Source organism: Thauera sp. (assembly GCF_035444905.1).
Lineage (GTDB): Bacteria > Pseudomonadota > Gammaproteobacteria > Burkholderiales > Rhodocyclaceae > Thauera.
In genome coordinates this window covers 36,356-60,695 of record NZ_DAOMPS010000028.1, presented here as the reverse complement: position 1 = coordinate 60,695, position 24,340 = coordinate 36,356, and the positions used below count along the sequence as shown (strand labels likewise).

Genomic DNA, 24,340 nt, shown 5'->3' with positions numbered 1-24,340 from the left:
GCGCCCGAAGCCGCAGCGCCCGAAGCCCCGCCGCCGGCCGCCGGCGAACGCCCGACTCCGACGTCGGGCGCGACTGCGTCCGCGCCGGCGCTGCCGCTGGGAACGACCGCGGTCAGCGCCCTGCGCATCCACGGGGCGCGCGGGATCGAGCTCGTCGCCGAGGGCGAGGCCGAGCTGCAGCGCGACGACCTGGTCCTGACCGCCGACCGGGTGACCTACCGCGAGCCCACCGACGAGGTGGTCGCCGAGGGCAACGTGGTGCTGCGCCAGGGCGGCGACCGCATCGAGGGGCCGCGCGCGACGCTGATCGTCGGCGACCAGGTGGGCAGCTTCGAGTCGCCGCGCTACGCGCTGTCGCGCGAGCAGGGGCCGCGCGAAGTGGGGGGCGAGCCTCGCTCGGTGTCGGGTAGCGGCGAGGCCGATCTGCTGCGCCTCGAGGGCGAGAACCAGTACCGGCTGGAAAACGCCACCTGGACCACCTGCAAGCCGGTCGATCCGGATTGGTACATCAAGGCACGCGACCTGCAGCTCGACTACGACCGCGAGGTGGGCACGGCACGCGGCGGCTCGGTGGTGTTCAAGGACGTGCCGATCTTCTGGATGCCTTGGGCCGAGTTCCCGCTCAACGGCCAGCGCCAGTCCGGCCTGCTGCCGCCGACCTTCGGTTCGTCGAACAAGACCGGTGTCGATTTCACCCAGCCGTACTACTTCAATATCGCGCCCAACTACGACGCCACGATCGCGCCGCGCATCATGAGCCGGCGCGGCCTGCAGGTGGGCGGCGAGTTCCGCTACCTGGGCGAGGACTACCTGGGCACCAGCCGCGTCGAGTGGATGCCCAAGGACAGCATCACCGGCGAGGAACGCCGCCTGGGGGCGCTGCAGCATCAGCAGCGCATCGCACCCAACCTGTACGGCTCGCTCGACCTCAACGCGGTGTCGGACGACAGCTACTTCGAGGACCTGTCCTCGCGCATCGGCGTGGCCTCGCGCGTGAACCTGCTGCGTGAAGGCCGGCTGATCTACAGCGGCGGCTGGTGGACCGCCTCGGCGCTGGCGCAAAGCTACCAGACGCTGAACCCGGACGCGGCCAGGCCGTTTGCCAACGTCAGCCCCTACCGCCGCTTGCCGCAAGTCCTGCTGACGGCGGCGCGACCCGACCTGCCCGGCGGGGTGGTGGCCGAGTTCGAGTCCGAGTTCGTGCGCTTTGCCCATCAGGACGCCGGCAACCCCGATCCGCGGCGCGACAAGGACGAGGCCTCGCGTTTCACCGTCTATCCGCAGCTGTCGCTGCCGCTGCAGGGCGCGGCCTGGTTCCTGACGCCCAAGGCGGGCGTGCATTACTCGAGCTACGACATCGACCGCCGGCTTGGCACGACGGACCGGCCCGATTCCGTCACGCGCTCGGTGCCGATCATGAGCGTGGATTCCGGCCTGTTCTTCGAGCGCCAGGCGCGCTATTTCGGCGGCGACTACCTGCAGACGCTGGAGCCGCGGCTGTATTACCTGCGCGTGCCGAGCCGCAACCAGGACGACATCCCGCTGTTCGACACCAACCGCTTCGACGTCGGCTTCGCCCAGCTCTTCGCCGAGAACCGCTATTCGGGCAGCGACCGCATCGGCGACGCAAACGACCTGACGGCGGCGGTGACGACGCGCTTCATCGAGTCCGACACCGGCGTCGAGCGCCTGCGCGCGCTGATTGGCCAGCGCTACTACTTCTCGGACCAGGAGGTATCGCTGAATTCGGCCGACACCCTGCGCCCCTCCGGGCAAGGGGCCGAGCTGCTGGCAGGCGTCGGCGGCCGCCTGTCGCGCACCGTGACGGCCGACTCCTACGTCCAGTACAACACCGATCTCGGGCGCAGCGAGCGCATCAATGCCAGCGTCCGCTATCAGCCAGACTTCGCCAAGGTGCTCAACCTCAGCTACCGCTACGCGCCCAACCTGCGCATCGCCGACAACATCGTCGGCCTCGAGGACATCGACGTGTCCGGCCAGTGGCCGATCGCCCGTGGCTGGTACGGGGTCGGGCGGGTGACGCACTCGCTCAAGGATGACCGCATCACCGAGGCGATCGGTGGTCTCGAGTACGACGGCGGCTGCTGGGCCTTCCGCGTCGCGGTCCACCGCTTCGCCATCGACGAGAGCGACGTCACCAAGGCGGTCTTCGTGCAGCTCGAACTCAACGACCTCGCCGGTATCGGCTCCAACCCCATCGGCCTGATCAAGCGCAGCGTGCCGGGCTATGGCAAGATCAACGACTCTTCGGCCGACCGTGTCTTCGGTCAGGACTGACCGCCGCCAAGCGAACCCTTGCACATGAAAATGAATCGTTTCCTTTCGCGCTCGCGCAGCGCCCTCGTCATCGCGCTTGCCACCGCCAGCTTCGGACTCCCCGCTCAGGCCGCGACGCGCGCGGTCGAGGTCGATCGCATCGTCGCGGTCGTCAACAACGAGGTCATCACCGCGCTGCAGTTGCGCGCGCGCGTCGCCCAGGCCGAGCGCCAGCTGCGCCGCCAGGGCGTGGAGCTGCCGCCGATGGAGGTGCTCGAGCGCCAGCTGCTCGAGCGGCTGATCGTCGAGCGCGCGCAGGTGCAGCTTGCCCAGGAGACCGCGCTGCGGGTGGATGACGCCACGCTCGAGCGCGCGATCGACCGCATCGCGGGCAACAACAACCTGTCCGCCGAGCAGTTGCGGGCGGCGTTGGAGGCCGACGGGGTGAGCTGGTCGCGCTTTCGGGACGAGATCCGCACCGAGATCCTGCTGACCCGCCTGCGCGAGCGCGAGGTCGATAGTCGCATCGTGGTGACCGACGCCGAGATCGACAATTTCATCGCCAGCAACCCGGACGCCTTCTCCGGCCAGGAGTTCGCTGTCGCCCACATCCTGCTGCGCACGCCCGAGGGGGCGTCGCCGCAACAGATCGAGGCCGTGCGCCAGCGCGCCGAACAGGTCATGACGCGTCTGCGTTCGGGCGAGGACTTCGCCCGTGTTGCCGCCGAGGTCTCGGATGCGCCCGATGGCCTGTCCGGCGGTGCGCTCGGCTGGCGCCCGCTCGACCGCCTGCCGGCGCTGTTTGCCGATGCGGTGCGCGAGCTGCGCCCGGGCGAGACCTCGCCCATCCTGCGCAGCGCGGCGGGCCTGCACATCGTGCGCCTGGTCGATCGCCGCGGCGGGGGCATGGATGCCGTGCAGCAACTCGAGCAGACGCGCGCGCGACACATCCTGGTGCGGACTTCCGAGGTGCTGTCCGACGCCGACGCCGAGGCGCGCCTGCTCGCCCTGCGCGAACGGGTGGCAAACGGGGCCGACTTCGGCGAGCTGGCAAAGGCCAATTCGGCCGATCTTTCGGCTGCCAGCGGCGGCGATCTCGGCTGGCTGAACCCGGGCGATACCGTGCCCGAGTTCGAGCGTGCCATGAATGCGCTGCAGCCGGGCGAGATGAGCCCGCCGGTGCGCTCGCCCTTCGGCTGGCACCTGATCCAGGTCGTCGAGCGCCGGCTGCAGGACGTCACCGACGAGCGCAAGCGCAACGCCGCGCGCCAGGCGCTGCGCGAGCGCAAGGCCGAGGAAGCCTACGAGGACTGGCTGCGCCAGCTGCGCGACAGCACCTACGTCGATCTGCGCCTCGAGCGCGAATGAATTCAAGCCATGCCCGCCCGCCCGCCGGCTCGCCGTTGATTGCCGTCACCAGCGGCGAGCCGGCGGGCGTCGGGCCGGAGCTGTGCGCGCGGCTGGCCGACCGCGCCTGGGCGGCGCGCCTGGTGGTGCTGGGTGACATCGAGCTGATGCGCGAGCGCGCCGCGGCGGCCGGCTGTGGCGTGCGCGTGCTGCCCTTCCAGACCGATGCGCAGCCCGCCGCCGGGACCCTCGAGGTGCTGCACAGGCCGCTCGCGCAGCCGTCGCACCCCGGCAGGCTCGACCCTGCGAACGCGGCCTACGTGCTCGGCCTGCTCGATCGCGCGATCGAGGGCTGCGTGCGTGGCGAGTTCGCGGCGATGGTGACGGCGCCCGTGCACAAGGGCGTGATCTGCGAGGGGCTGGGTGCGCGCGACACGCTGCCTTTCAGTGGCCATACCGAATACCTCGCCGAGCACACCGGCACCCCGCGCGTGGTGATGATGCTGGTCGGCGGCGGCATGCGGGTCGCGCTCGCCACCACCCATCTGCCGCTCGCCGCGGTGCCGGCCGCGATCACGCCCGAGCTGCTGGAGGAGACGCTGCGCATCGTGCACCGCGACCTCGTCCGCCACTTCGGCATTGCCGCGCCGCGCATCCTGGTCGCTGGCCTCAACCCGCACGCGGGCGAGGGCGGGCACATGGGGCGCGAGGAGATCGAGATCATGGCGCCGGTGCTGGCCCGCCTGCGCGGCGAGGGCCTGCACCTGGTCGGCCCCTTGCCGGCCGATACGCTGTTCGTGCCGCACACGCTCGCGCGTGGCGACGCGGTGCTGGCGATGTACCACGACCAGGGCCTGCCGGTGCTCAAGCATGCCAGCTTCGGTGGTGGCGTGAACGTCACCCTGGGGCTGCCGATCATCCGCACCTCGGTGGACCATGGCACGGCGCTCGACCTCGCCGGCAGCGGCCGTGCCGACGCGGGCAGCCTGTTCGCGGCGGTCGAGCTCGCGACCGCGATGGTGGCCGCCCGCGCCGCTGTCTAGCCCGCGCCCGCACGAGACCCTACATGCACGATCACGACACCGACGGCCACCGCGCCCGCAAGCGCTTCGGCCAGAACTTCCTGTCCGACCCCAACATCATCCGCAAGATCATCGACGGCATCCGGCCGCAGCCGGGCGAGCTGATGGTGGAGATCGGCCCCGGCCTGGGGGCGATGACCGCGCCGCTGATCGAGCGCCTGGGCCATCTGCACGTGGTCGAGATCGACCGCGACCTGATCGCGCGGCTGCGCGACAGCTACTCGCCGGCGCAGCTGACGATCCACGAGGGCGACGCGCTCAAGTTCGATTTCGGCAGCCTGTGTGCCGGCCTGGATGCCGACGCCGTGCCCGCGCTGCGCATCGTCGGCAACCTGCCCTACAACATCTCAACGCCCATCCTGTTCCACCTCGCGGACTTCGCCGACCGGGTGAAGGACATGACCTTCATGCTGCAGAAGGAGGTGGTGATGCGCATGGTGGCCGAGCCGGGCACCGAGGAATACGGCCGCCTGTCAGTGATGCTGCAGTACCGCTTTCGCATGGGGCGGCTCTTCGATGTGCCGCCCGGGGCGTTCCGCCCGGCTCCGAAGGTGATGTCGAGCATCGTGCGCATGGCGCCGCTGCCGCGCGAGCAGCTCGGCGCGCAGGACGAGGCGCTGCTCGGGCGCATCGTCACCGCCGCCTTCGGCCAGCGTCGCAAGACGCTCAAGAACACGCTGCGCGAGTTCATCGGCGATGCCGACTTCGAGGCGCTGGGCATCGACAGCGGCTTGCGTGGCGAGCGGCTGGCGGTCGAGCAGTTTGTCGCCATCGCCAACCACTGCGCGCGACGGGGCTGAAGGGCAGGGTGGGCCGGCGGCGGTCGGTCAACGAACAAAGCCGGGTCGCCCCGGCTTTGTCTTGTCTGCGCCCTGCCGCTTACTTCTTGCTCAGCGGGCAGGTATTGACGCCGATCAGCATGTAGGCCGGGCACCAGCCCATCAGGCCGGTCACCAGCGGCAGGATGCCGATCCAGGCCCACACCGGGCCGCCGAACAGCGCCCATGCGATCAGCGCGACGCCGACCAGGATGCGCAGGATCTTGTCGATGCCACCAACGTTCGTCTTCATGGAGTTCTCCTTGCTGCCGATGAATGAGTGAGTCCATTGAAGCACGCCTGCAACAGCGTGGTCTGTAACCACGGTTACATAGCGACTGCATCCGATCGACAGCGGCAAGGGCGCAAGGTGCCGGTGCTCATCCCGCCTTGGTCGAGCCGTCGGTAGCGAGCCGGCGCAGCCCGGCCGGATCGAGGATCTCGACCTGCTCGCGGCCGAGGCGCACCAGGCCCTGCTCGGCGAGCCCCTTGAGCAGGCGGCTGACGATCTCGCGCACGCTGCCAAGCTCGTCGGCGAGCTGCTGGTGCGTGACGTGGATCGTGCGCCCCTTGCCAAGCAGCACCGCGGCAAGGCGCTGGTCGAGCTTGCGGAAGGCCACTTCCTCGATCAAATGCATCAGGTCGGCGATGCGCTCGGCGAACAGGTGGAAGACGAAGTCGCGGAAGGCGGGTTCGCCCATCATGGCGTCGAAGACCGGCTTGGGCAGCAGCATCAGCACGGTGTCGGCCTCGGTGACGCCGCGCGCGTTGTAGTCCTCGTGGCCGAGCAGGCAGGACGAGGAGATGATGCAGGTCTCGCCCGCGCCGACGCGGTACAGCGGCAACTCGCGCCCGTTGGGGGCGCACTTGCTGACGCGCACCGAGCCCTCGACGATGAAGGGAAAGCCATCGCAGGCCTGGTGGTCGTCGAACAGCAAGGTGCCGGCCGGCACGTGCAGCCATTGCGCACTGTGCGTCAGGCGCGCGCGCGCCGGCGCGGACAGTGCGGCGAGCACCGGGTAGCACGCGTCCAGGCGGGCATTGTCGGCGGGCACGGGCGTGGGTGCGGTAGCAGGGGCGGCGGGAGTCGGCGTCATGGATGCTGTACCGGGCGGGCGTTGGCGCGGCGCCTGGCCTCAGGCCAGCTCCAGCACCACCGGCGCGTGATCCGACGGCCGCTCCAGCCGGCGCGGTTCCTTGTCCACCACGCAGCTACGGCAGGCCTCGCGCAGCGCCGGCGACACCAGCAGATGGTCGATGCGCAGGCCGAAGTTGCGGCGGAAGGCCATCATGCGGTAGTCCCACCACGAGAAGGCGCGCTCGGGTTGCTCGAACAGGCGGAAGGCATCGATCAGGCCGAGCGCCTGCAGCGCGCGGAAGGCGGCGCGTTCGGGCGGCGAGACGTGGATCTCGTCCTTCCAGTCGGGGTGGGCGTCGCGGTCCTCGGGGGCGATGTTGAAGTCGCCGGCGAGCACCAGGCGCTCGTGCGTCTTCAGTTCCTCGCGCAGCCAGTCGGTGAGTGCGGCGAGCCAGCGCAGCTTGTACTCGAACTTGTCCGAGCCCACCGCCTGGCCGTTGGGGAAGTAGCCGCACACCACGCGCACGCCGGCGATGGTGGCGGCGATGATGCGCTTCTGCTCGTCCTCGAAGCCGGGGATGTTGCGCACCACGCCGGCCTCGTCGATCGGCTGCGGGCTCAGGATGGCGACGCCGTTGTAGGTCTTCTGGCCGATGAAGACGGCGTGGTAGCCGGCGGCCTCGAGCTCGGCGACCGGAAAGGCCTTGTCCTCGAGCTTGAGTTCCTGCAGGCACAGCGCATCGGGCTTGTTGGCCGCCAGCCAGTCGAGGACCTGGGGCAGGCGGACCTTGAGCGAGTTGACGTTCCAGGTGGCGATCTTCATGCAAGCCCTGTTGTTATGGAAATGGAGGGGGTTACCGAACGGGTCACGAGACCCGAATGCGATGGCAAAGGGCGATGAGGAGAGACGGGGCTCCGAGCACTGTCGAAGCCATCCGCCTCAGGCCGCGAACACTTCCATCGGAACCTTGAAACGTTCGGACAAGGCCTTGACCTGACGCAGGTTGAGCCCACGCTTGCCTGCCAGGACCTCGGATACGACCGACTGCGTGCCGACCTCGGGCAGGTCGCCTTGGCGGATCCCGTGCTCGGCCATCAATTCGCGCAGCAGCTCGGACGGCGGCAAGGTCCGCCAGGGATGGACGCGCGTCTCGTACTCGCGGATCCGGTCGGCCACGATCGAGACTAGGCCGAAGATTGGGTGCCCGTCGTCATGTCCGAACTGTTCGAAGGCGTCGTCGACGAAGGCCAGCAGCTCGGCGTAATGCGCCTCGTCGCGAATCGGTGCGGACAGGCCGAGGGCGTCGTTGATGGCGGCCCAGGGGGCAAGGACGTCCGTGACGCTCATTTCCAGTCTCCTTCATCGTATTCGGCATGCGTGAGCACGGCCTTCACCCAGAGCAGCTGCGGCGCAAAGGCGATAGCCGCGATCAACCGATACTTGTTGCCGCCGATGTTGAACACATAGCGCTCGCCGACCTTGTCGACGCCACGAAACGTGGCGCGCAAGGCGGCGAAGTGCGGATAGTGCCCTTTCTCGATCAGTTGCCGAAAGCCTTGCAGGGGAGCCTCGGCGTCGGGATGGCGCGAAGAGAAGTCTCGCAGCGGCTTGTTCGAGATCAACTTCATCGAAGCGAGGCTATCGCAATTTGCGATTTATAGCAAGTTGCGATAGTTCTGCTTGCTCATCGAATCGATCAGTTCAGTCCTTCGATGCTGGCCTTCATGCGTGCGCCACCATGCCGCTGTGGCGCAGCAGGGCGTCGACCCTAGGCTCGCGGCCGCGGAAGGCCTTGAAGGAATCGAGCGCCGGGCGGCTGCCGCCGACGGCAAGGATCTCGCGCCAGAAGCGCTCGCCGGTTTCGGGGTCGAGCAGGCTGCCACGGCCGGCGCCGGCTTCCTCGAAGGCCTCGAAGGCGTCGGCCGACAGCACCTCGGCCCACTTGTAGCTGTAGTAGCCCGCCGCGTAGCCGCCGGCGAAGATGTGCGAGAAGCTGTGTGGGAAGCGGTGCCAGGCGGGCGGGATCATCACCGCGACTTCGCGGCGCACCTCGTCGAGCAGGGCCATCACGCGTTCGATCGGCACCGGGCCGGCGGAGGCATCCAGTTCACTGTGCAGGCGCAGGTCGAACATCGAGAATTCGAGCTGGCGCACGGTCTGCATGCCGCTCTGGAAGTTCTTGGCGGCGATCATCTTGTCGTAGAGCGCGCGAGGCAGCGGCTCCCCGGTGTCGACGTGTGCGGTCATGCCCTGCAGCACGTCCCACTCCCAGCAGAAGTTCTCCATGAACTGGCTGGGCAGTTCGACCGCGTCCCACTCCACGCCGTGGATGCCGGACACCGCGAGCTCGTCCACCTGGGTGAGCAGGTGGTGCAGGCCGTGGCCGCACTCGTGGAACAGCGTCAGCACGTCGTCGTGGGTGAAGGTGGCCGGTTTGCCGCCGACCGGGCCGGGGAAGTTGCACACCAGGTAGGCGACCGGGGTGTCGCTGCCCCAGGTGTTGCGGTGGCGGCTGCGCGCCGAGTCCATCCACGCCCCGCCGCGCTTGGTGCTGCGCGCGTGCAGGTCGAGGTAGAAGTGGCCGACGAGTTCTGGTCCGTTGGCGCCCTCCTTCTCGATGCGGAAGAAGCGTACGTCCGGGTCCCAGCTCGGCGCCTCGTCCGGCAGGATGTCGACGCGGTACAGCGCGCGGATCACGCCGAACAGGCCGTCGAGCACCTTGGGTTCGGGGAAGTACTGCTTCACCTCTTGGTCGGAATAGGCATAGCGCTTCTCACGCAGCTTTTCGGAGGCGTAGGCGACGTCCCAGGGCTCGAGCGTGTCAAGGCCGAGCTCGGTCTTGGCGAAGGCCTTGAGTTCTTCCAGGTCCTTCTCGGCGAAGGGCTTGGCGCGGGCGGCAAGGTCGTGCAGGAAGCCGAGCACCTGCTCGGGCGTGTCGGCCATCTTGGGCACCAGCGACACTTCGGCGAAGTTCTTGTAGCCGAGCATGCGCGCTTCCTCATCGCGCAGCGCGAGGATGCGGCCGATCAGCGGGCCGTTGTCGAGCTCGGGCTTGCCGAGCTCGGAGGCGCGGGTGGCGTAGGCGCGATACATGCGGGCGCGCAGGGCGCGGTCGTCGGCGTACTGCAGGATCGGCAGGTAGGACGGCATCTGCAGGGTGAATTTCCAGCCTTCCTTGCCGTCGGCTTCGGCGGCGGCGCGCGCCGCCTGGCGGGCGTCGTCGGGGATGCCAGCAAGACCGCCTTCATCGGCGACCCACTCGGCGTGGGCGTTGGTGGCGTCGAGCAGGTTCTCGGAGAACTTGGCGGCGAGCTGGGACTGCTCTTCCTGGATTTCCTGGAAGCGCGGCTTCTGCGCGTCGGGCAGTTCGGCGCCCGAGAGGCGGAAGTCGCGCAGCGCATGCTCGAGGATGCGCTGGCGCACCGGCGATAGGGTGGCGAACTCGGGGCTGTCGTGCAGCGCTTTGTACTTCTGGAACAGCGCCAGGTTCTGCCCCACTTCGGCGTAGAAGCGCGAGATCTCGGGCAGCATGGCGTTGTAGGCCTCGCGCCACTCGGGCACGTCGAACACGCTGTGCAGGTGGCCGACCACTCCCCAGGCGCGCCCCAGGCGCTCGCCGGCCTCGTCCATCGGGCTGACGAAGCCGTCCCAGGTCGGTGTGGCAGGGTCGGCGGTGAGGCGTTCGATCAGCGTGCGGTTCTCGTCGATCAGGCCGCGGATCGCGGGCTCGACATGTTCGGGCTTGATGTCGGCAAAACGCGGCATGCCGCTGAAATCGAGCAGCGGATTCGTCGTCGGGCTGGGGATGGCGTTGTCCATGCTTGAGCGGTCTTGGCGGTGGTTGATGCGGGCTATTGTGCCGCAAAAATTGCTGCGGGCGCCGCTATGGGCGCCCGCAGCAAATTCAATCGGACTTCGGAATCAGTCGGTGCTGGTCATTCCACCAGTTCGCGGTAGGCGTGCCAGCTTGCATGACCCAGCAGCGGCAGCAGGATCACCATGCCGATCATCATGGTGGCGAAGCCGATGAGCACCATCGCGACGATGATCGCGGCCCACAGGGCCATGGTGTCGAAGTTCATCTGCACGGTGCGCAGGCTGGTCATGGCTGCCGTCACGCTGTCGGTGTCGCGGTCCATCAGCATCGGGATGGCGATTGCAGACAGCGCAAACACCACGGCCGCAAGGATGCCGCCGACCATCGCGTAGGCGAATACAAAGGACAGGTGTTCGCCCGACAGGAAGACGCTGCTGAAGAAGTTCGACACCTCGGCCAGTTCGCCCTGGAAGAGCAGCGCGAACAGGATCGCGGACATGCGCTCCCAACTGATCAGCGCGATCGCGAGGAAGGCGCCGAAGTAGGCCACGCTGTCGGCGTGTCCGCGCAAGCTGCTGAGCGAACCGAAGAAGGAAATCCTTTCACCGCGCTCCTGGCGGCGCGAGATCTCGTACAGGCCGGCTGCGGCAATCGGCCCGATGAGGAAGAAGCCCGAGATCGCCGCGGTGAACAGATAGGGCTTGTCGGCCGCGAAGGACAGGATGAAGTAACCGAGCGCTGCCAGGATGATCCCGTACGGCAAGCTCGCCCCAAGATTGGCGCGCATGTCCTCCCAACCCATCTTCAGCCACTGTATCGGTCGCGAGCGATCGACATGGCGTACGTGCGGCAGGTGGAAATGCTGGTCAAGCGAATTCATCGGTTTGTCCATGGCAGCCTCCCTGTTGGTTGCAGCGGAATGAGCCTCACACCTCAAGGACCGCGAGGCACACGGCCCCGGCAGTCGGTCCTTGAAGCGGCGGGCTGCTTCTTAGAGTAGGACAGATTTCGTGAGTTCGCGAATACGAGTTGTTCCCGGTATCGCTTGCGCTGCGCGGGTTGTCAGGCGAGCGTGCGGCCGGTCAGGCGCTCGTAGGCCTCGCGATACTTGGCAGCGGTGTGCTCGATGACGTCGGCGGGCAGACTGGGCGCCGGGGGCGCCTTGTTCCAGTCGAGCGTCTCCAGGTAGTCGCGCACGTACTGCTTGTCGAAGGACGGCGGGCTGATGCCTTCGCGGTAGCTGTCGGCCGGCCAGAAGCGCGACGAGTCGGGGGTGAGCGCCTCGTCGATCAGGTGCAGCGTGCCGGCAGCGTCGATGCCGAACTCGAACTTGGTGTCGGCGATGATGATGCCGCGGCTGGCAGCGAATTCGGCCGCCTCGGAATACAGTGCGATCGCCGCCGCACGGGCTTCTTCAGCCAGCTGGGCGCCGGTCTTGCCGCTGCCGGCCAGCGCCTCCTTCAGCATCGCTTCGCAGCGTGCCTGCGCCTGTTCGAAGGAGATGTTCTCGTCGTGCTCGCCCATTTCGGCCTTGGACGAGGGCGTGAAGATCGGTGCCGGCAGCTTCGCCGCCTGCTGCAGGCCCGCTGGCAGCGCGATGCCGCAGATGGCGCCAGTGGCCTGGTAGTCCTTCCAGCCCGAGCCGATCACATAGCCGCGCACCACCGCCTCGATCGGTAGCGGCTTGAGGCGCTTGACCACCAGCGCACGGCCGCGCACCTGCTCGCGCTCGTCGGCGGCCACCACGGTCTCGGGATCGATGCCGGTGAGCTGGTTGGGCAGGATGTGGGCGAGCCTGTCGAACCAGAAGTTCGCCAGCGCCACCAGCACGCGACCCTTGTCCGGGATCGGGTCGGGCAGGATCACGTCGAAGGCCGACAGGCGGTCGCTGGTCACGATCAGCAGCTTCTCGTCATCAACGGCGTAGATGTCGCGCACCTTGCCGCGGCCAAGCAGCGGCAGGCTCTTGATGGAGGTTTCAAAAAGGGGCGTTGCCACGATGGGGCCTCGGGTTGCTGGCAAAGGCGGGATTATAGGGGAGGGGCGCTCGCTTTCGGGGCTGCGCAGGCGCGTCGAGCAGTCGACATGCGCCGGGCGGTCGAGAGCGAAATCAAATCGTCAGGCTAAAAGCGAAAACGCGCGTTTCGGAAACGCCTTGAGTACTTTCTTATCCATCGTCATCAGCTTGACGTCCAGGCGATTGGCGAGCACCACGAACTCGCAGTCGTAGGCGGAGCAGTCGCTGTCCTTAGCCAGTTCCAGCACATCGCGCGAGGGCACCTCGAACTCGAACCCGTCCATCAAGGCCTCGGCTTCCGCCTGAAGACTGCAGGCGTGCTCGAAGCTCAGCAGGCCGCGCCGAAGGTAGCCCATCAGGATGTTTCGAAACTCGCTGCGCCATAGTAGCGGTGCGGCCCACTCCGGCTCGCGCTCCAGCAAGGCTTCTGCCCCCTCGGTGAACTCGCCGGGCAGATACAGGTACGCCAGGATGTTGGTGTCGACGACAATCACGGGCGTCCCGCGCGTTTGGCTGCGTCGATGTCCGTGGCAGTGAATAGACCTTCAGGCAAGCCGATTCGGAGCGCGCGGGCTCGCGCCAGTCGGTCGCTGGCCGCAACGCGGCTTGGTAGCAGCACCGTTTCCAGGCAGACAATCGCCTCACTGTTAAGGCTGCGGCGATGCAGCTCGGCAGCCGCCTTCAGGCGCTCGTACAAGGTGTCGGGGATGTTCTTCAGCGTCAGGGAAGTGGGCATTTCCAGGTTCTCCGGAGGAACCAAAACGGTTTCATTTTGGTGTATCGCCATGGCGAAAGCAATCGCTCCATCGACCACTCCTTGGATCAACACCCGGCACCGCCTCGTCCATGAGGTCTTCACCGACGAACAGGTGGTTCGCGTGCTCAGAATGTGGTCGCATTACGCACAGGAACGTAGGCTTCTTGCGCGCCGCCCTACGCCCCAAGCTCGGGAAATAGCACATCGGTGAAGCCGAACTTGCTGAAGTCCCGCACCCGCATCGGATACAGCTTGCCGTCGAGGTGGTCGCATTCGTGTTGCACCACGCGGGCATGGAAGCCCTCGGCGATGCGGTCGATCGCCTGGCCGTCGGGCGTGAAGCCCTGGTAGCGGATGCGGCGGTGGCGCGGCACGACGCCGCGCAGGCCGGGCACGGACAGGCAGCCTTCCCAGCCCTCCTCGGTCTCGTCGTCCAGTGGCGTGATCACCGGATTGACGAGGATGGTCATCGGCACCGGCAGCGCGTCCGGGTAGCGCTGGCTGTGCTCGAAGCCGAATATCACCACGCGCAGGCCGACACCGATCTGCGGGGCGGCGAGGCCGACGCCGCCTTCGGCTGCCATCGTGTCGAACATGTCGGCGATGAGTGTGGCGAGGTCGGGCGTGCCGAATTCGGTGACCGGGGCAGCGGGCTGCAGCAGGCGCGGGTCACCCATGCGCAGGACGGTGCGGATGCTCATGGGCGGGTGGATCTCCGGTCGTGCGCTGGGCTGCGTTGGGGTTTCATGGCGGTGGTGTGCATTGCTGAGGGGGCAGGTGCAGGCAAGAGCGGGCGGGCCATCTGCAGTCAGGCCGTATGGGCCTCGAAGAGTCCGGCCAGTACCGGCGACAGCACGAAGTCGAATTCTGCCGTGAATGCCGCGACCGGGTCATCCACGGCGACGAAGTCGGCCAGCAGCAAGGGTCGCAGCGCCTCGGGCACGCGCATGAAGAGGCCGTCGCGCAGGTTCAAGGGCTCGCCGGCGACGTAGATCTGGGTGACGAAGGGACGTGCGGCCTCCTGGAACACCGCGGCGTGGATGTGCGGCGTGCGCCCGGGATAGGGCACCGGGCGGATGGTGCGGAAGCGGTAGCGCCCGTCGGCGTCGGTGATCGTGTGGCCGAAGCCCTGGAAGTTCGGGTCCTCCTCGAGGCCGCCGCGGTCGCGCGGGTGGCGGTAGCGGCCGTTGGCGTCGCACTGCCAGATCTCGACGCGCAGGCCAGCCAGCGGGCGGCCGTCGAGGTCGAGCACGCGGCCCGACAGGTCGGCGATCTGCCCGGCGGCGCGCACCTTGCTGCCTTCAACCAGCGTGAGGTCGTTGTCCTTGTGCAGCGGCGGCGTGACCGGGTAGAAGGGGCCGAGCATCTGGCTCGGTGTCAGCCTGCGCTGTGCCGCGGCGAGCGGCGCGGACACCAGCGCGGCAGTGCCGCCGAGGACGAGTTGGCGGCGGCGTCCGGACGGTTGGGACATGGCTGCGGTTCCTTTGTCGTGCATGGTCAGAGGACCGCCCGTTCCTCGCTCGGTTCCGCGCCGTACCTGCCTGCGCCATGCCCACCCAGGCCATGCGCGGGCTTTGCCTGTGCGCGGTTCACCTTCAGTACGCGAGGGCGGGGGAGCGCCCGATGCTCAGGAGTGGGCTTCGCGGCCCTCTTCCTTGCCCAGCAGCTTCCTCATCCGCCGCAGCCCCAGGTACACCAGCCCCGCAATCACCGGGATCGACAGCGCCGTGAGCACCTCGGGCGTGGCCGGTGCGATGAAGTCCTTGGCGCCCTTGGCGACGTAGTTGACCAGTTGCGAGGCGTAGTAGGTGATGGCCACCACCGACAGACCTTCCACCGTCTCCTGCAGGTGGAGCTGGATCTTGGCGCGGCGGTTCATCTGCGCCAGCAGCTCCTGGTTCTGGCGCTCGATCTCGATGTCGACGCGGGTGCGTAGCAGCTGCGAGTTGCGCGCGATGCGGGCCGAGAGGTCGTCCTGGCGGCGGGCGATCGATGAGCAGGTGTCGATGGCCGGCACCAGGCGGCGGTCCATGAACTCGCCGATCGGCGAGAAGCCCGACAGGCGCTGCTCGCGCAGGTCGTCGATGCGCTGGCGCACGAGGCGGTAATAGGCCGCCGCCGCGCCGAAGCGGAAGGTGGTGCGCGCCACCGAGCGCTCGACCTCGGACGCCAGGCGTGACAGGCGGCCGAGCACCGCGCGGTCGTCCTCGGCGGTGCGCGACTGGCCCATGCCGTCCATCAGGTCGGCGAGCTCGTCCTCGGCGCGCGACACCAGTCGTCCCACCTCCTTGGCGACCGGGAAGGCCAGCAGGGCCATCACGCGGTAGGTCTCGATCTCGACCAGGCGCTGCGCGATGCGGCCGGCTTGGCGCGGCGTGAAGCCGTTGTCGACGAGCAGGAAGTGGGAGAAGCCTTCGTGCAGGTGGAAGTCGGTCAGCACCCAGCCGGCGCCGTCCGACACCGCCGAGGCGACCAGCGGCTGGCCGCGGCGCGACTGCTGGTGCAGCACGGTCTCGAGCGGGACGTCGGTCACGCTGCGCAGCTCGATGTGGGTGGCGGCGATCAACAGCCCGGGAATGCCTTTGCGCCAGGCCGCCGGCACGTGCAGCAGGGCGTACTCGTCAGGGCTGTCCTCGGCCTCGATGCGGCGGAAGAAGCAGTAGCTCGAGAACTCGTTGTGGCGTTCCCACTTCAGGCGAAAGCCTTCGGCCTCGAGCAGCACATGGCCGCTGGCGGTGCTCGGCGGCGGCAGGCCGAGCTGGGCGGCGAGGGCGCCAAGGTGTGCGTTTTCACGCGTGGCACTGCCGTCGTGATGCAGGAAGGCGAGGTAGGTAACGAACTCCGGCGTGTCGAGCGGAACCGGCGGGCGGGCGTGCACCTCGTCGCTGAGGGTCTGGCGCAGGGGGTGCTGTTCGAACAAGGACATGGAGGCGGGTTGGGCGGCAGGTGGAGCGGCATTCTTGCCCGCCGGCGCAGGCGATGACAAGCCGGGGTGGCGCGTGGGAGCTTCGCCGTGGCCAGATGCCGCACAGAAAAGTGCCCGCCTCCTGGATGGGAGGCGGGCGCAATGCCCGTGGGCAGGGAGAGAGCGGGGTCAGGACGGCTGCGAGGCGATGGCAGGGGGATGTGCGAGTCGCTGACGAGAAGACGAAGAAGGGCGGCGCAGCCCGTCAGGCGCTGCGGCTGGCGTAACGTCGCGCCAGCGCCTCGAGCGGCAGCGGCTTGATGCGGCTGGCCTGCCCCGCGCAGCCGAAGGCCTCGAAGCGGTCGCGGCAGATGTCGCGCGCGGCGTCGCGGGCGGCCTTGAAGAACTTGCGCGGGTCGAACTCCTTGCGGTCCGTGCTCATCAGCCGGCGCATCGCGCCGCTCATCGCCAGGCGCAGGTCGGTGTCGATATTGACCTTGCGCACGCCGCTTCGAATGCCTTGCACGATGGCCTCGACCGGCACACCGTAGGTCTCGCCGATCTCGCCGCCGTGCTCGCGGATGATGGCGAGCCACTCCTGCGGCACGCTGCTCGATCCGTGCATCACCAGGTGGGTGTTGGGGATGCGGGCGTGGATGGCGGCGATGCGGTCGATGGCGAGGATGTCGCCGGTGGGCGGGCGGGTGAACTTGTAGGCGCCGTGGCTGGTGCCGATCGCCACCGCGAGCGCATCGACGCCGGTGGCGGCGACGAAGTCGGCGGCCTCGGCCGGGTCGGTCAGCAGCTGGCTGTGATCCAGCGTGCCTTCGGCGCCCACGCCGTCCTCCTCGCCGGCCTGGCCGGTCTCGAGCGAGCCGAGGCAGCCGAGCTCGCCTTCCACCGACACCCCCACCGCGTGCGCCATCTCGACCACGCGGCGGGTGACCTCGACGTTGTAGGCGTAGCTCGCCGGCGTCTTCATGTCCTCGCGCAGCGAGCCGTCCATCATCACGCTGGTGAAGCCGCTGCGGATCGACTGCTGGCACACCGCGGGGCTGGCGCCGTGGTCCTGGTGCAGGCAGACGGGGAGGTCGGGCCACTGCTCGACGGCGGCCTCGACCATCTTCTTCAGGAAGGCCTCGCCGGCGTAGCCGCGCGCGCCGGCCGAAGCCTGCAGGATGACCGGGCTGGCGGTGGCCTCGGCGGCCAGCATGATGGCCTGGATCTGCTCCATGTTGTTGATGTTGAAGGCGGGCACGCCGTAGCCGTGGTCGGCGGCGTGGTCGAGCAACTGGCGCAGGGCGATCATGGCCATGGGGTGGGTCTCCGCAAGTGAAAGGGGTCAGCTCGGTTCGGGTTCGTGCTCGAACTGCGGCACGGGCTCGATGCGTCGGCTCGCCGGCCGGGCGCGGGCGCGCAGCGCGGCGACGGCAGGCAGCTCGCGGCCCTCGAGGAACTCGAGGAAGGCGCCGCCGCCGGTGGAGATGTAGTCGATGCGCTCGCCGACGCCGAAGCGCGCGATCGCGGCCAGCGTGTCGCCGCCGCCAGCGATGCTGTAGGCGGGGCTGGCGGCGATGGCCTCGGCCAGGCAGCGGGTGCCGGCGGCAAAGGCGTCGAACTCGAACACGCCGACCGGGCCGTTCCAGACGATGGTGCCGGCGCGCGCGAGCACGGCAGCGAGCGAGTCGCGGCTCTTCGGGCCGATGTCGAGGATCATCCAGCCCGCCGGCACGCGCTCGGCGTCGCTGATGCGGACATCGGCATCGGCTGCGAAGCGGTCGGCGATCACCACGTCCTCGGGCAGCCACACCACGCCGCCGCGCTCGGCGAGCCGGCGTTCGACCCGGCGCGCGGCCTCGAGCAGGTCGGGCTCGTGCAGCGAGGCGCCGACCTCGCAGCCGCGCGCGGCGAGGAAGGTGTTGGCGATGCCGCCACCGAGCACCAGCACGTCGACCTTGTCCGCGAGGCTTTCGAGGATGGTGAGCTTGGTCGACACCTTGGAGCCGGCGACGATGGCGGCGAGCGGGCGCGCCGGCTGGGCGAGCGCGCGGCCGAGCGCGTCGAGCTCGGCCGTCATCAGCGGGCCGGCGCAGGCGACCGGGGCGGCCAGCGCCAGCGCGTGCAGCGTGCACTCCTTGCGGTGGGCGGTGCCGAAGGCGTCGTTCACATAGATGTCGATGAAGCGCGCGATGCGTGCGGCGAGCCGGGGATCGTCGGCCTTCTCGCCGACGTTGCCGCGGCAGTTCTCGAGCAGCACGACCTCGCCAGGCTGCACGCGGAAGTGACCGCTGGTCCAGCCCTGGATGAGCGGCACCGGTCGGCCGAGCAGGGCGGACAGGGCGGCGGCGACCGGCGCCAGCGAGTCGGCCGCGGTCAGCGCGCCCTCGGCGGGGCGGCCGAGGTGGGAGGTGATCATCACCGCGGCGCCGGCGTCCAGGCAGTGGCGGATGGCGGGCAGGGTGGCGCGGATGCGGGTGTCGTCCGCCAGGCTGCCGTCGGTGTTGAAGGGGACGTTGAAGTCGGCACGGATGAAGACCCGTTTGCCGGCGAGGTCGAGCTCGGAGAGACGCAGGAAGTTCATCGGGGGATCCTCCATCAGGGGCGGGCGGGTTTGGTCACGCGGCCTGCAGCAGCGCGCGGGCGTGGCCGAGCACGGACTCGGCATCGAAGCCGTAGCGTCGCAGCAGCGCGGCGGCGGGGGCCGATTCGCCGAAGCCGTCCATGCCGATCACGGCGCCGCGCACCCCGGCGAGGTAGCGCCACCAGCCGTCGCTGCGCGCGGCCTCGATGACCAGGCGCGGTAGGTCGGGCAGCAGCACCTGCTCCCGGTAGGCGGCGTCCTGGCGGTCGAACACTGCGGTGCAGGGCATCGACACGACGCGGACGGCGACGCCTTCGGCGGCGAGGGTGGCGCGCGCCGCCATCGCCAGCGCCACCTCCGAGCCGGTGGCGATGATCAGCAGCGCCGGTTCGGCGGCGTCGGCCAGCACATAGCCGCCGCGGGCGATGGCCGGCAGCTGTTCGACCTCGCGCGCCTGGTGGGGCAGGTTCTGGCGCGACAGCGCGAGCAGGCTGGGGCCGTCGGCGCGCATCACCGCGGCGTTCCAGGCCGCCTGGGTCTCGACCGCGTCGCACGGGCGCCACACGTCCAGCCCAGGGATCAGGCGCAGGCTGGGCAGGTGCTCGACCGGCTGGTGGGTGGGGCCGTCCTCGCCAAGGCCGATCGAGTCGTGCGTCATCACGTACACCACGCGCTGCTTCATCAGCGCACTCATGCGGATGGCGTTGCGGGCGTAGTCGGAGAACACCAGGAAGGTGGCGCCGAAGGGGATGAAGCCGCCATGCAGCGCGATGCCGTTGAGGGCCGCAGCCATGCCGAACTCGCGCACGCCCCAGTTGATGTGGCGCCCGGCGCCGTCGGCGCGCACCGCGCCGCAGCCCGGCCAGTCGCTGAGGTTGGAGTGGGTCAGGTCGGCCGAGCCGCCGAGCAGCTCGGGCAGCGCCCGCGCCAGGCGGCCGATGGCCTGCTGGCTGGCCTTGCGGGTGGCGAGCGTCGCTGCTTCGTTGTGCACTCCGCGCAGGATGGCATTGGCCAGCACCGGTAAGCCGACCGGCAGCGTGCCGGCCAGGCGCCGGCCGAACTCCCTCGCCGCGTCCGGGAAGGCGTCGGCGTAGGCGTCGAAGGCGGCCTGCCAGGCGGCGCGCCGTTCGGCGCCGCGGGCGCGGGCGTCGAAGGCGCTGCGGATCTCGGCGGGGATCTCGAACGGGGGGTGCGGCCAGGCGAGCGCGGCGCGGGTGGCGGCGCTCTCCTCGGCGCCGAGCGGCGCGCCGTGCGCATCGGCCGTGCCGGCGCGCGCGGGGCTGCCACGGCCGATGGTGTTGCGGCAGCAGATCAGCGTGGGGCCGATGTCCTTGTCGGCGTTGGCAAGCGCTTCGCGGATGGCGCGGTCGACCGCCTCGACGTCGTGGCCGTCGACGGCCTCGACCACATTCCAGCCATAGGCGCGGAAGCGCGCCGGGGTGTCGTCGGCGAACCAGCCTGCGACGTCGCCGTCGATCGAGATACGGTTGTCGTCCCAGAAGCAGATCAGCCTCGACAGCCGCTGCACGCCGGCAAAACTGGCGGCCTCGTGGCTGATGCCTTCCATCAGGCAGCCGTCGCCGAGGAAGACCCAGGTGCGGTGATCGACGAGGGTGTGGCCGGGGCGGTTGAACTCGGCGGCGAGCAGCTTCTCGGCGAGCGCCATGCCGACGGCGTTGGTGAGGCCCTGGCCGAGCGGGCCGGTGGTGGTCTCGACGCCAGGGGTGTGACCGACTTCCGGGTGGCCCGGGGTGCGGCTGTCGAGCTGGCGGAAGCGCTTGAGCTCGTCCAGCGGCAGGTCGTAGCCGGAGAGGTGGAGCAGGGCGTAGAGCAGCATCGAACCGTGACCGTTGGACAGCACGAAGCGGTCGCGGTCGGCCCAGGCGGGGTCGGCCGGGTCGTGCTTCAGATGCCGCGTCCATAGGGCGACGGCGATCTCGGCCATGCCCATCGGCATGCCGGGGTGGCCGGACTGGGCGGCCTCGACGGCGTCGATAGAGAGAAAGCGCAGCGCGTTGGCGCACAGGGTGTCGATCGGCGCCTGGGTGAGTCGCATGTTCATGAGCGTTGCTCCGGTTCCAGATGGGGATGCGTTGCGGCGAACCCGCGGCCTAGCAGGCGGTATTCCTTCCGCTCGCTGCGGAACTCGCCCTTCGGGCTCGGACAGTCCTCGCCCGCTTCAGGAACACCGCCTGCTCTCCGCTGGACGTGGGGGGGGGCGGAGCGGCCTGCGCTGTGTCGTCATTGCGCCAGCGCCTTGCGGCGGCGGTCCATCAGGCGCCAGATGAAGGGGGTGAAGATCAGCTGCATGGCCAGCTCCATCTTTCCGCCCGGCACCACGATGGTGTTGGCGCGGCTCATGAAGCTGTCGTTGATCATGTTGAGCAGGTAGGGAAAGTCGATGCCCTTGGGGTTGGCGAAGCGGATCACCACCATGGACTCGTCGGCGGTCGGGATCGAGCGCGCGATGAAGGGGTTGGAGGTATCCACCATCGGCACGCGCTGGAAGTTCACATGGGTGCGGGCGAACTGCGGGCAGATGTAATGCACGTAGTCGTGCATGCGGCGCAGGATGGTGTCGGTGACCGCCTCGGTGGAGTAGCCGCGGGTGCTCTTGTCGCGGTGCAGCTTCTGGATCCACTCCAGGTTCACCACCGGCACCACGCCGATCAGCAGGTCGACGAAGCGGGCCACATCCACGTTCTCGTGCTGGACGGCGCCGTGCAGGCCCTCGTAGAACAGCAGGTCGGTCCCGGTGGGCAGATCCTCCCAGGGGGTGAAGGTGCCGGGCTCCTGCTGGTAGGGCTCGGCCTCTTCGAGGCTGTGCAGGTACTTGCGGCGCTTGCCGCCACCGGATTCGGCGTAGCTGCGGAAGAGGTGCTCGAGTTCGCCGAACAGGTTGGCCTCGGGCCCGAAGTGGCTGAGCTGGCAGCCGGCATTGCCCTCGCAGGCGGCGAGCTTCTCGCGCATCGTCTTGCGGTCGTAGGCGTGGAAGCTGTCGCCTTCGATGACCGCTGCGGTGACGCCTTCGCGGCGGAAGACCTCCTCGAAGGTGCGCTGCACGGTGCTGGTGCCGGCGCCGGACGAGCCGGTGATGGCGACGATCGGATGGCGTTCGGACATGATGTCTCCCCCTCGTTTCTTATTGAGCGAATTCGGTGTCGCGGAACAGCGAGCGGGCGTGGAACAGCGGCGGCTCGTCCTGCGGGCCACCCATCACCGGCTCGTGGTGGTAGCGCTCGATGCGCTCGACCTCGTCCTTCGAGCCGAACACGAAGCCGATGCGCTGGTGCAGGCTCTCGGGCTGGACCTCGAGCACCGGGCGCACGCCGGTACTGGCGCGGCCGCCGGCCTGCTCGATCAGGAAGCCGATCGGGCTGCATTCATAGAGCAGGCGCAGCCGTCCGGGCTTGGCGGGGTCCTTGCGGTCGCGCGGATAGAGGAAGACGCCGCCGCGCATCAGGATGCGGTGGGTCTCGGCCACCAGCGAGGCGATCCAGCGCATGTTGAAGTCGACGCCGCGCGGCCCGCTGCGCCCGGCCAGGCACTCGTCCACATAGCGCCGCACCGGCGGCTCCCAGAAGCGCGAATTGGAGGCGTTGATGGCGAACTCGCGCGTGGTCTCGGGAACGCGGATGTCGGGATGGGTGAGGTAGAACTCGCCGATGATCGGGTCGAGGGTGAAGCCGGCGACGCCGCTGCCGACCGACAGCACCAGCATCGTCGATGGGCCGTAGATGGCATAGCCGGCAGCGACCTGGCGGCTGCCGGGCTGCAGGAAATCCGCGGCGGCGGCGTCCTCGCCCGGCTTCGGCGCGCGCAGGATGGAGAAGATCGAGCCGACGGCGACATTGACGTCGATGTTGGACGAGCCATCCAGCGGGTCGAAGGCGAGCAGGTACTTGCCGCGCTGGTCGCTGGCAGGGAGCGGGATGGGGGCCTCGTTCTCTTCGGAGACCATGCCGGCGAGGTCGCCGCCCCAGTGCGTGGCGCGCAGGAAGATCTCATCGGCGAGCACGTCGAGCTTCTTCTGCTCCTCGCCCTGCACGTTGGCGCTGCCGTGGCTGCCGAGCACGTCCGCGAGCGCACCGTGGGCGACCGCGCGCGAGATCGCCTTGCAGGCCTGGGCGACCTGCAGGATCAGGGCATTGAACTCGCCGGTGGCCTCCGGGTTGCGGCGGCGGTGTTCGATCAGGTATTCGGTGAGCGTGCTGCGGTCGAGGCTGAACATGAGGGTCTCCTCCGATGCGGTGCCGGATTGCGGCTTGTTGTTGTGTGTCGTGGGGCGGTCGTGGCGCCTAGCCGGGCTCGGCGGGCTGGAAATGGCGGCTGGCGCGGACGTCGGCCTCGGTGATCGTGGTCAGCGCCTCGGCATCGACCGTGGCGCCGGATTCGAACAGGCGCAGGGCCTGGCGCAGGCGCATGCGGTCGAGCGCATTGCGGATGCTGCGTGCGTTGGCAAAGTGCGACTGGCGGCGGCGCAGCACGATGTAGTCGTCGAAGGCGGCCCGTGCAGCGTCGTCGAAGCGGTAGTTCCAGCCGGCGAGCATGCGCTGGGCGATCTCGCCGAGCTCGTCGTTGCTGTAGTCGGGGAAGTCGACATGGTGGGCGATGCGCGACTTCATGCCGGGGTTGGATTCGAAGAAGCGCTCCATGCGCTCGGCGTAGCCGGCGAGGATCACGACCAGGTCGTCACGCTGGTTCTCCATCACCTGCAGCAGGATCTCGATCGCTTCCTGGCCGTAGTCCTTTTCGTTCTCGGGGCGGTAGAGGTAGTAGGCCTCGTCGATGAAGAGCACGCCGCCCATCGCGCGCTTCAGGACTTCCTTGGTCTTGGGCGCGGTGTGGCCGATGTACTGGCCGACGAGGTCGTCGCGGGTCACGGCCACGACGTGGCCGCGGCGGCAGTAGCCCAGCCGATGCAGGATCTCGGCCATGCGCATCGCCACCGTGGTCTTGCCGGTGCCGGGGTTGCCGGTGAAGCTCATGTGCAGCGAGGGGTGCTCGGTGGCCAGGCCGAGGCGCTGGCGCACGCGGTCGACGAGCAGCAGGGCGGCGATTTCGCGCACGCGGCGCTTGACCGGGGCGAGGCCGACGAGATCGCGCTCGAGGGACTCGAGCACTTCGCCGATGCCGGCGTCGCGGAACTCGGCGCCGAGGTCGATGCGGGCGGGGGCTGGGGCCTTCTCGGGGGCGTTCATGGTCTCGTCTCCTGCTGTCGTCGGGGGGGTCAGGCGCTGTAGCGCGCGCCTTCCGGGGCGCGGCCGACGGCGTAGCTCTCCATCGTGTAGCGCAGCTTGCGGCCCTGCGTTTCCTGGCGGATGAGGCGGAAGCCGGGCTCCGCGGTGGGGCGCTGGACGATGAAGGACATGCGCACCGTCTCCCAGCCCTTGGTCGAGTCGAAGGCGTTGATGCGGATGTAGGTCTCGGGGTTGGCTTCGCGGCAGGCCTTCAATTCGCCCATCACGCCGGCGGGGTCGCGCAGGTCGAACATCGGCAGGCCCCACATGTTCCAGTAGGTGTTGCGCGGGTGGGGGTCGTCGGTGAACTCGATCGCGACCGCCCAGTTCTGGTCGAGGCAATAGTTGATCTGGGCCGCGATCTGGGTGTCGGTGAGGTCGGGCAGGAAGGAAAAGCAGCCTTGGGTGATGCGCATGATG

The 24,340-nt window shown here is 68.9% G+C and carries 24 protein-coding genes; 4 read left to right on the top strand and 20 right to left on the bottom strand.

Annotation, left to right across the window (positions count from 1 at the left end):
* The 4 genes from PLC66_RS13365 to rsmA form a co-directional block, all read left to right on the top strand.
* Positions 1-2,298: LPS-assembly protein LptD (locus PLC66_RS13365; RefSeq protein ID WP_324541205.1), on the top strand; the 2,298-nt coding region annotated here is incomplete at its 5' end.
* 30 nt (positions 2,299-2,328) lie between these two features.
* A complete protein-coding gene (locus tag PLC66_RS13360; protein ID WP_324541203.1) occupies positions 2,329-3,645 on the top strand; it encodes a peptidylprolyl isomerase in 1,317 nt (438 codons plus the stop codon).
* On the top strand, positions 3,642-4,667 hold the full coding sequence (gene pdxA / locus PLC66_RS13355) for a 4-hydroxythreonine-4-phosphate dehydrogenase PdxA (protein WP_324541202.1): 1,026 nt from the start codon (positions 3,642-3,644) through the stop codon (positions 4,665-4,667). The genes PLC66_RS13360 and pdxA overlap by 4 nt, the downstream gene beginning before the upstream one ends.
* A gap of 23 nt (positions 4,668-4,690) precedes the next feature.
* Positions 4,691-5,506 carry a 16S rRNA (adenine(1518)-N(6)/adenine(1519)-N(6))-dimethyltransferase RsmA gene (gene rsmA, locus PLC66_RS13350; protein ID WP_324541200.1) on the top strand — a complete coding sequence of 272 codons (816 nt, stop codon included), beginning with the start codon at positions 4,691-4,693 and terminating at the stop codon, positions 5,504-5,506.
* Between the two features lie 79 nt (positions 5,507-5,585).
* Here the strand turns inward: rsmA and PLC66_RS13345 are convergent, their stop codons facing one another.
* The 20 genes from PLC66_RS13345 to PLC66_RS13250 form a co-directional block, all read right to left on the bottom strand.
* Positions 5,586-5,777: a YgaP family membrane protein gene (locus PLC66_RS13345; RefSeq protein WP_324541198.1), complete on the bottom strand. Its 192-nt coding sequence runs from the start codon at positions 5,775-5,777 to the stop codon at positions 5,586-5,588.
* 127 nt (positions 5,778-5,904) lie between these two features.
* Positions 5,905-6,621, bottom strand: a complete 717-nt coding sequence (locus tag PLC66_RS13340; RefSeq protein WP_324541196.1) for a Crp/Fnr family transcriptional regulator — start codon at positions 6,619-6,621, stop codon at positions 5,905-5,907.
* Between the two features lie 39 nt (positions 6,622-6,660).
* Positions 6,661-7,425, bottom strand: a complete 765-nt coding sequence (xth, locus tag PLC66_RS13335) for an exodeoxyribonuclease III (protein ID WP_324541194.1) — start codon at positions 7,423-7,425, stop codon at positions 6,661-6,663.
* A 117-nt stretch (positions 7,426-7,542) separates the two neighbouring features.
* Positions 7,543-7,950 carry a helix-turn-helix domain-containing protein gene (locus PLC66_RS13330; RefSeq protein WP_324541192.1) on the bottom strand — a complete coding sequence of 136 codons (408 nt, stop codon included), beginning with the start codon at positions 7,948-7,950 and terminating at the stop codon, positions 7,543-7,545.
* Positions 7,947-8,231, bottom strand: a complete 285-nt coding sequence (locus PLC66_RS13325) for a type II toxin-antitoxin system HigB family toxin (RefSeq protein ID WP_324541190.1) — start codon at positions 8,229-8,231, stop codon at positions 7,947-7,949. Before PLC66_RS13325 ends, PLC66_RS13330 begins: the two co-directional genes overlap by 4 nt.
* A 94-nt stretch (positions 8,232-8,325) precedes the next feature.
* On the bottom strand, positions 8,326-10,422 hold the full coding sequence (locus PLC66_RS13320) for a M3 family metallopeptidase (protein ID WP_324541188.1): 2,097 nt from the start codon (positions 10,420-10,422) through the stop codon (positions 8,326-8,328).
* A gap of 116 nt (positions 10,423-10,538) precedes the next feature.
* Complete coding sequence (locus tag PLC66_RS13315; RefSeq protein WP_324541186.1) at positions 10,539-11,312, bottom strand: DUF2189 domain-containing protein; 774 nt, start codon at positions 11,310-11,312, stop codon at positions 10,539-10,541.
* A 170-nt stretch (positions 11,313-11,482) separates the two neighbouring features.
* Positions 11,483-12,418 (bottom strand): phosphoribosylaminoimidazolesuccinocarboxamide synthase, encoded by a 936-nt coding sequence (locus PLC66_RS13310; RefSeq protein WP_324541184.1) that lies wholly within the window; start codon positions 12,416-12,418, stop codon positions 11,483-11,485.
* A 120-nt stretch (positions 12,419-12,538) separates the two neighbouring features.
* Positions 12,539-12,931 carry a type II toxin-antitoxin system VapC family toxin gene (locus PLC66_RS13305; protein WP_324541183.1) on the bottom strand — a complete coding sequence of 131 codons (393 nt, stop codon included), beginning with the start codon at positions 12,929-12,931 and terminating at the stop codon, positions 12,539-12,541.
* Positions 12,928-13,266 carry a FitA-like ribbon-helix-helix domain-containing protein gene (locus PLC66_RS13300; protein WP_324541181.1) on the bottom strand — a complete coding sequence of 113 codons (339 nt, stop codon included), beginning with the start codon at positions 13,264-13,266 and terminating at the stop codon, positions 12,928-12,930. The genes PLC66_RS13305 and PLC66_RS13300 overlap by 4 nt, the downstream gene beginning before the upstream one ends.
* Positions 13,267-13,370: 104 nt before the next feature.
* Complete coding sequence (gene def / locus PLC66_RS13295) at positions 13,371-13,895, bottom strand: peptide deformylase (protein WP_324541179.1); 525 nt, start codon at positions 13,893-13,895, stop codon at positions 13,371-13,373.
* A gap of 107 nt (positions 13,896-14,002) precedes the next feature.
* Positions 14,003-14,665: a dioxygenase family protein gene (locus PLC66_RS13290; RefSeq protein ID WP_324541177.1), complete on the bottom strand. Its 663-nt coding sequence runs from the start codon at positions 14,663-14,665 to the stop codon at positions 14,003-14,005.
* Between the two features lie 156 nt (positions 14,666-14,821).
* Positions 14,822-16,120, bottom strand: a complete 1,299-nt coding sequence (locus PLC66_RS13285; protein ID WP_324541175.1) for a DUF3422 family protein — start codon at positions 16,118-16,120, stop codon at positions 14,822-14,824.
* A gap of 244 nt (positions 16,121-16,364) precedes the next feature.
* Entirely contained in the window at positions 16,365-17,414 is a 1,050-nt protein-coding gene (gene fba, locus PLC66_RS13280; RefSeq protein WP_324541173.1) for a class II fructose-bisphosphate aldolase, read from the bottom strand.
* 27 nt (positions 17,415-17,441) lie between these two features.
* Complete coding sequence (locus PLC66_RS13275; protein WP_324541171.1) at positions 17,442-18,680, bottom strand: phosphoglycerate kinase; 1,239 nt, start codon at positions 18,678-18,680, stop codon at positions 17,442-17,444.
* A 34-nt stretch (positions 18,681-18,714) separates the two neighbouring features.
* The gene (gene tkt, locus PLC66_RS13270) at positions 18,715-20,742 is read right to left on the bottom strand and encodes a transketolase (RefSeq protein ID WP_324541168.1); all 2,028 of its coding nucleotides are present in this window, start codon (positions 20,740-20,742) and stop codon (positions 18,715-18,717) included.
* Between the two features lie 179 nt (positions 20,743-20,921).
* On the bottom strand, positions 20,922-21,803 hold the full coding sequence (locus PLC66_RS13265; RefSeq protein WP_324541166.1) for a phosphoribulokinase: 882 nt from the start codon (positions 21,801-21,803) through the stop codon (positions 20,922-20,924).
* A 19-nt stretch (positions 21,804-21,822) separates the two neighbouring features.
* On the bottom strand, positions 21,823-22,911 hold the full coding sequence (locus tag PLC66_RS13260; protein WP_324541164.1) for a class 1 fructose-bisphosphatase: 1,089 nt from the start codon (positions 22,909-22,911) through the stop codon (positions 21,823-21,825).
* 67 nt (positions 22,912-22,978) lie between these two features.
* Positions 22,979-23,881, bottom strand: coding sequence for a CbbX protein (gene cbbX / locus PLC66_RS13255; protein ID WP_324541162.1), 903 nt, complete (start codon positions 23,879-23,881; stop codon positions 22,979-22,981).
* Positions 23,882-23,910: 29 nt separating this feature from the next.
* Complete coding sequence (locus PLC66_RS13250) at positions 23,911-24,336, bottom strand: ribulose bisphosphate carboxylase small subunit (RefSeq protein ID WP_324541160.1); 426 nt, start codon at positions 24,334-24,336, stop codon at positions 23,911-23,913.
* Positions 24,337-24,340: the final 4 nt, after the last annotated feature.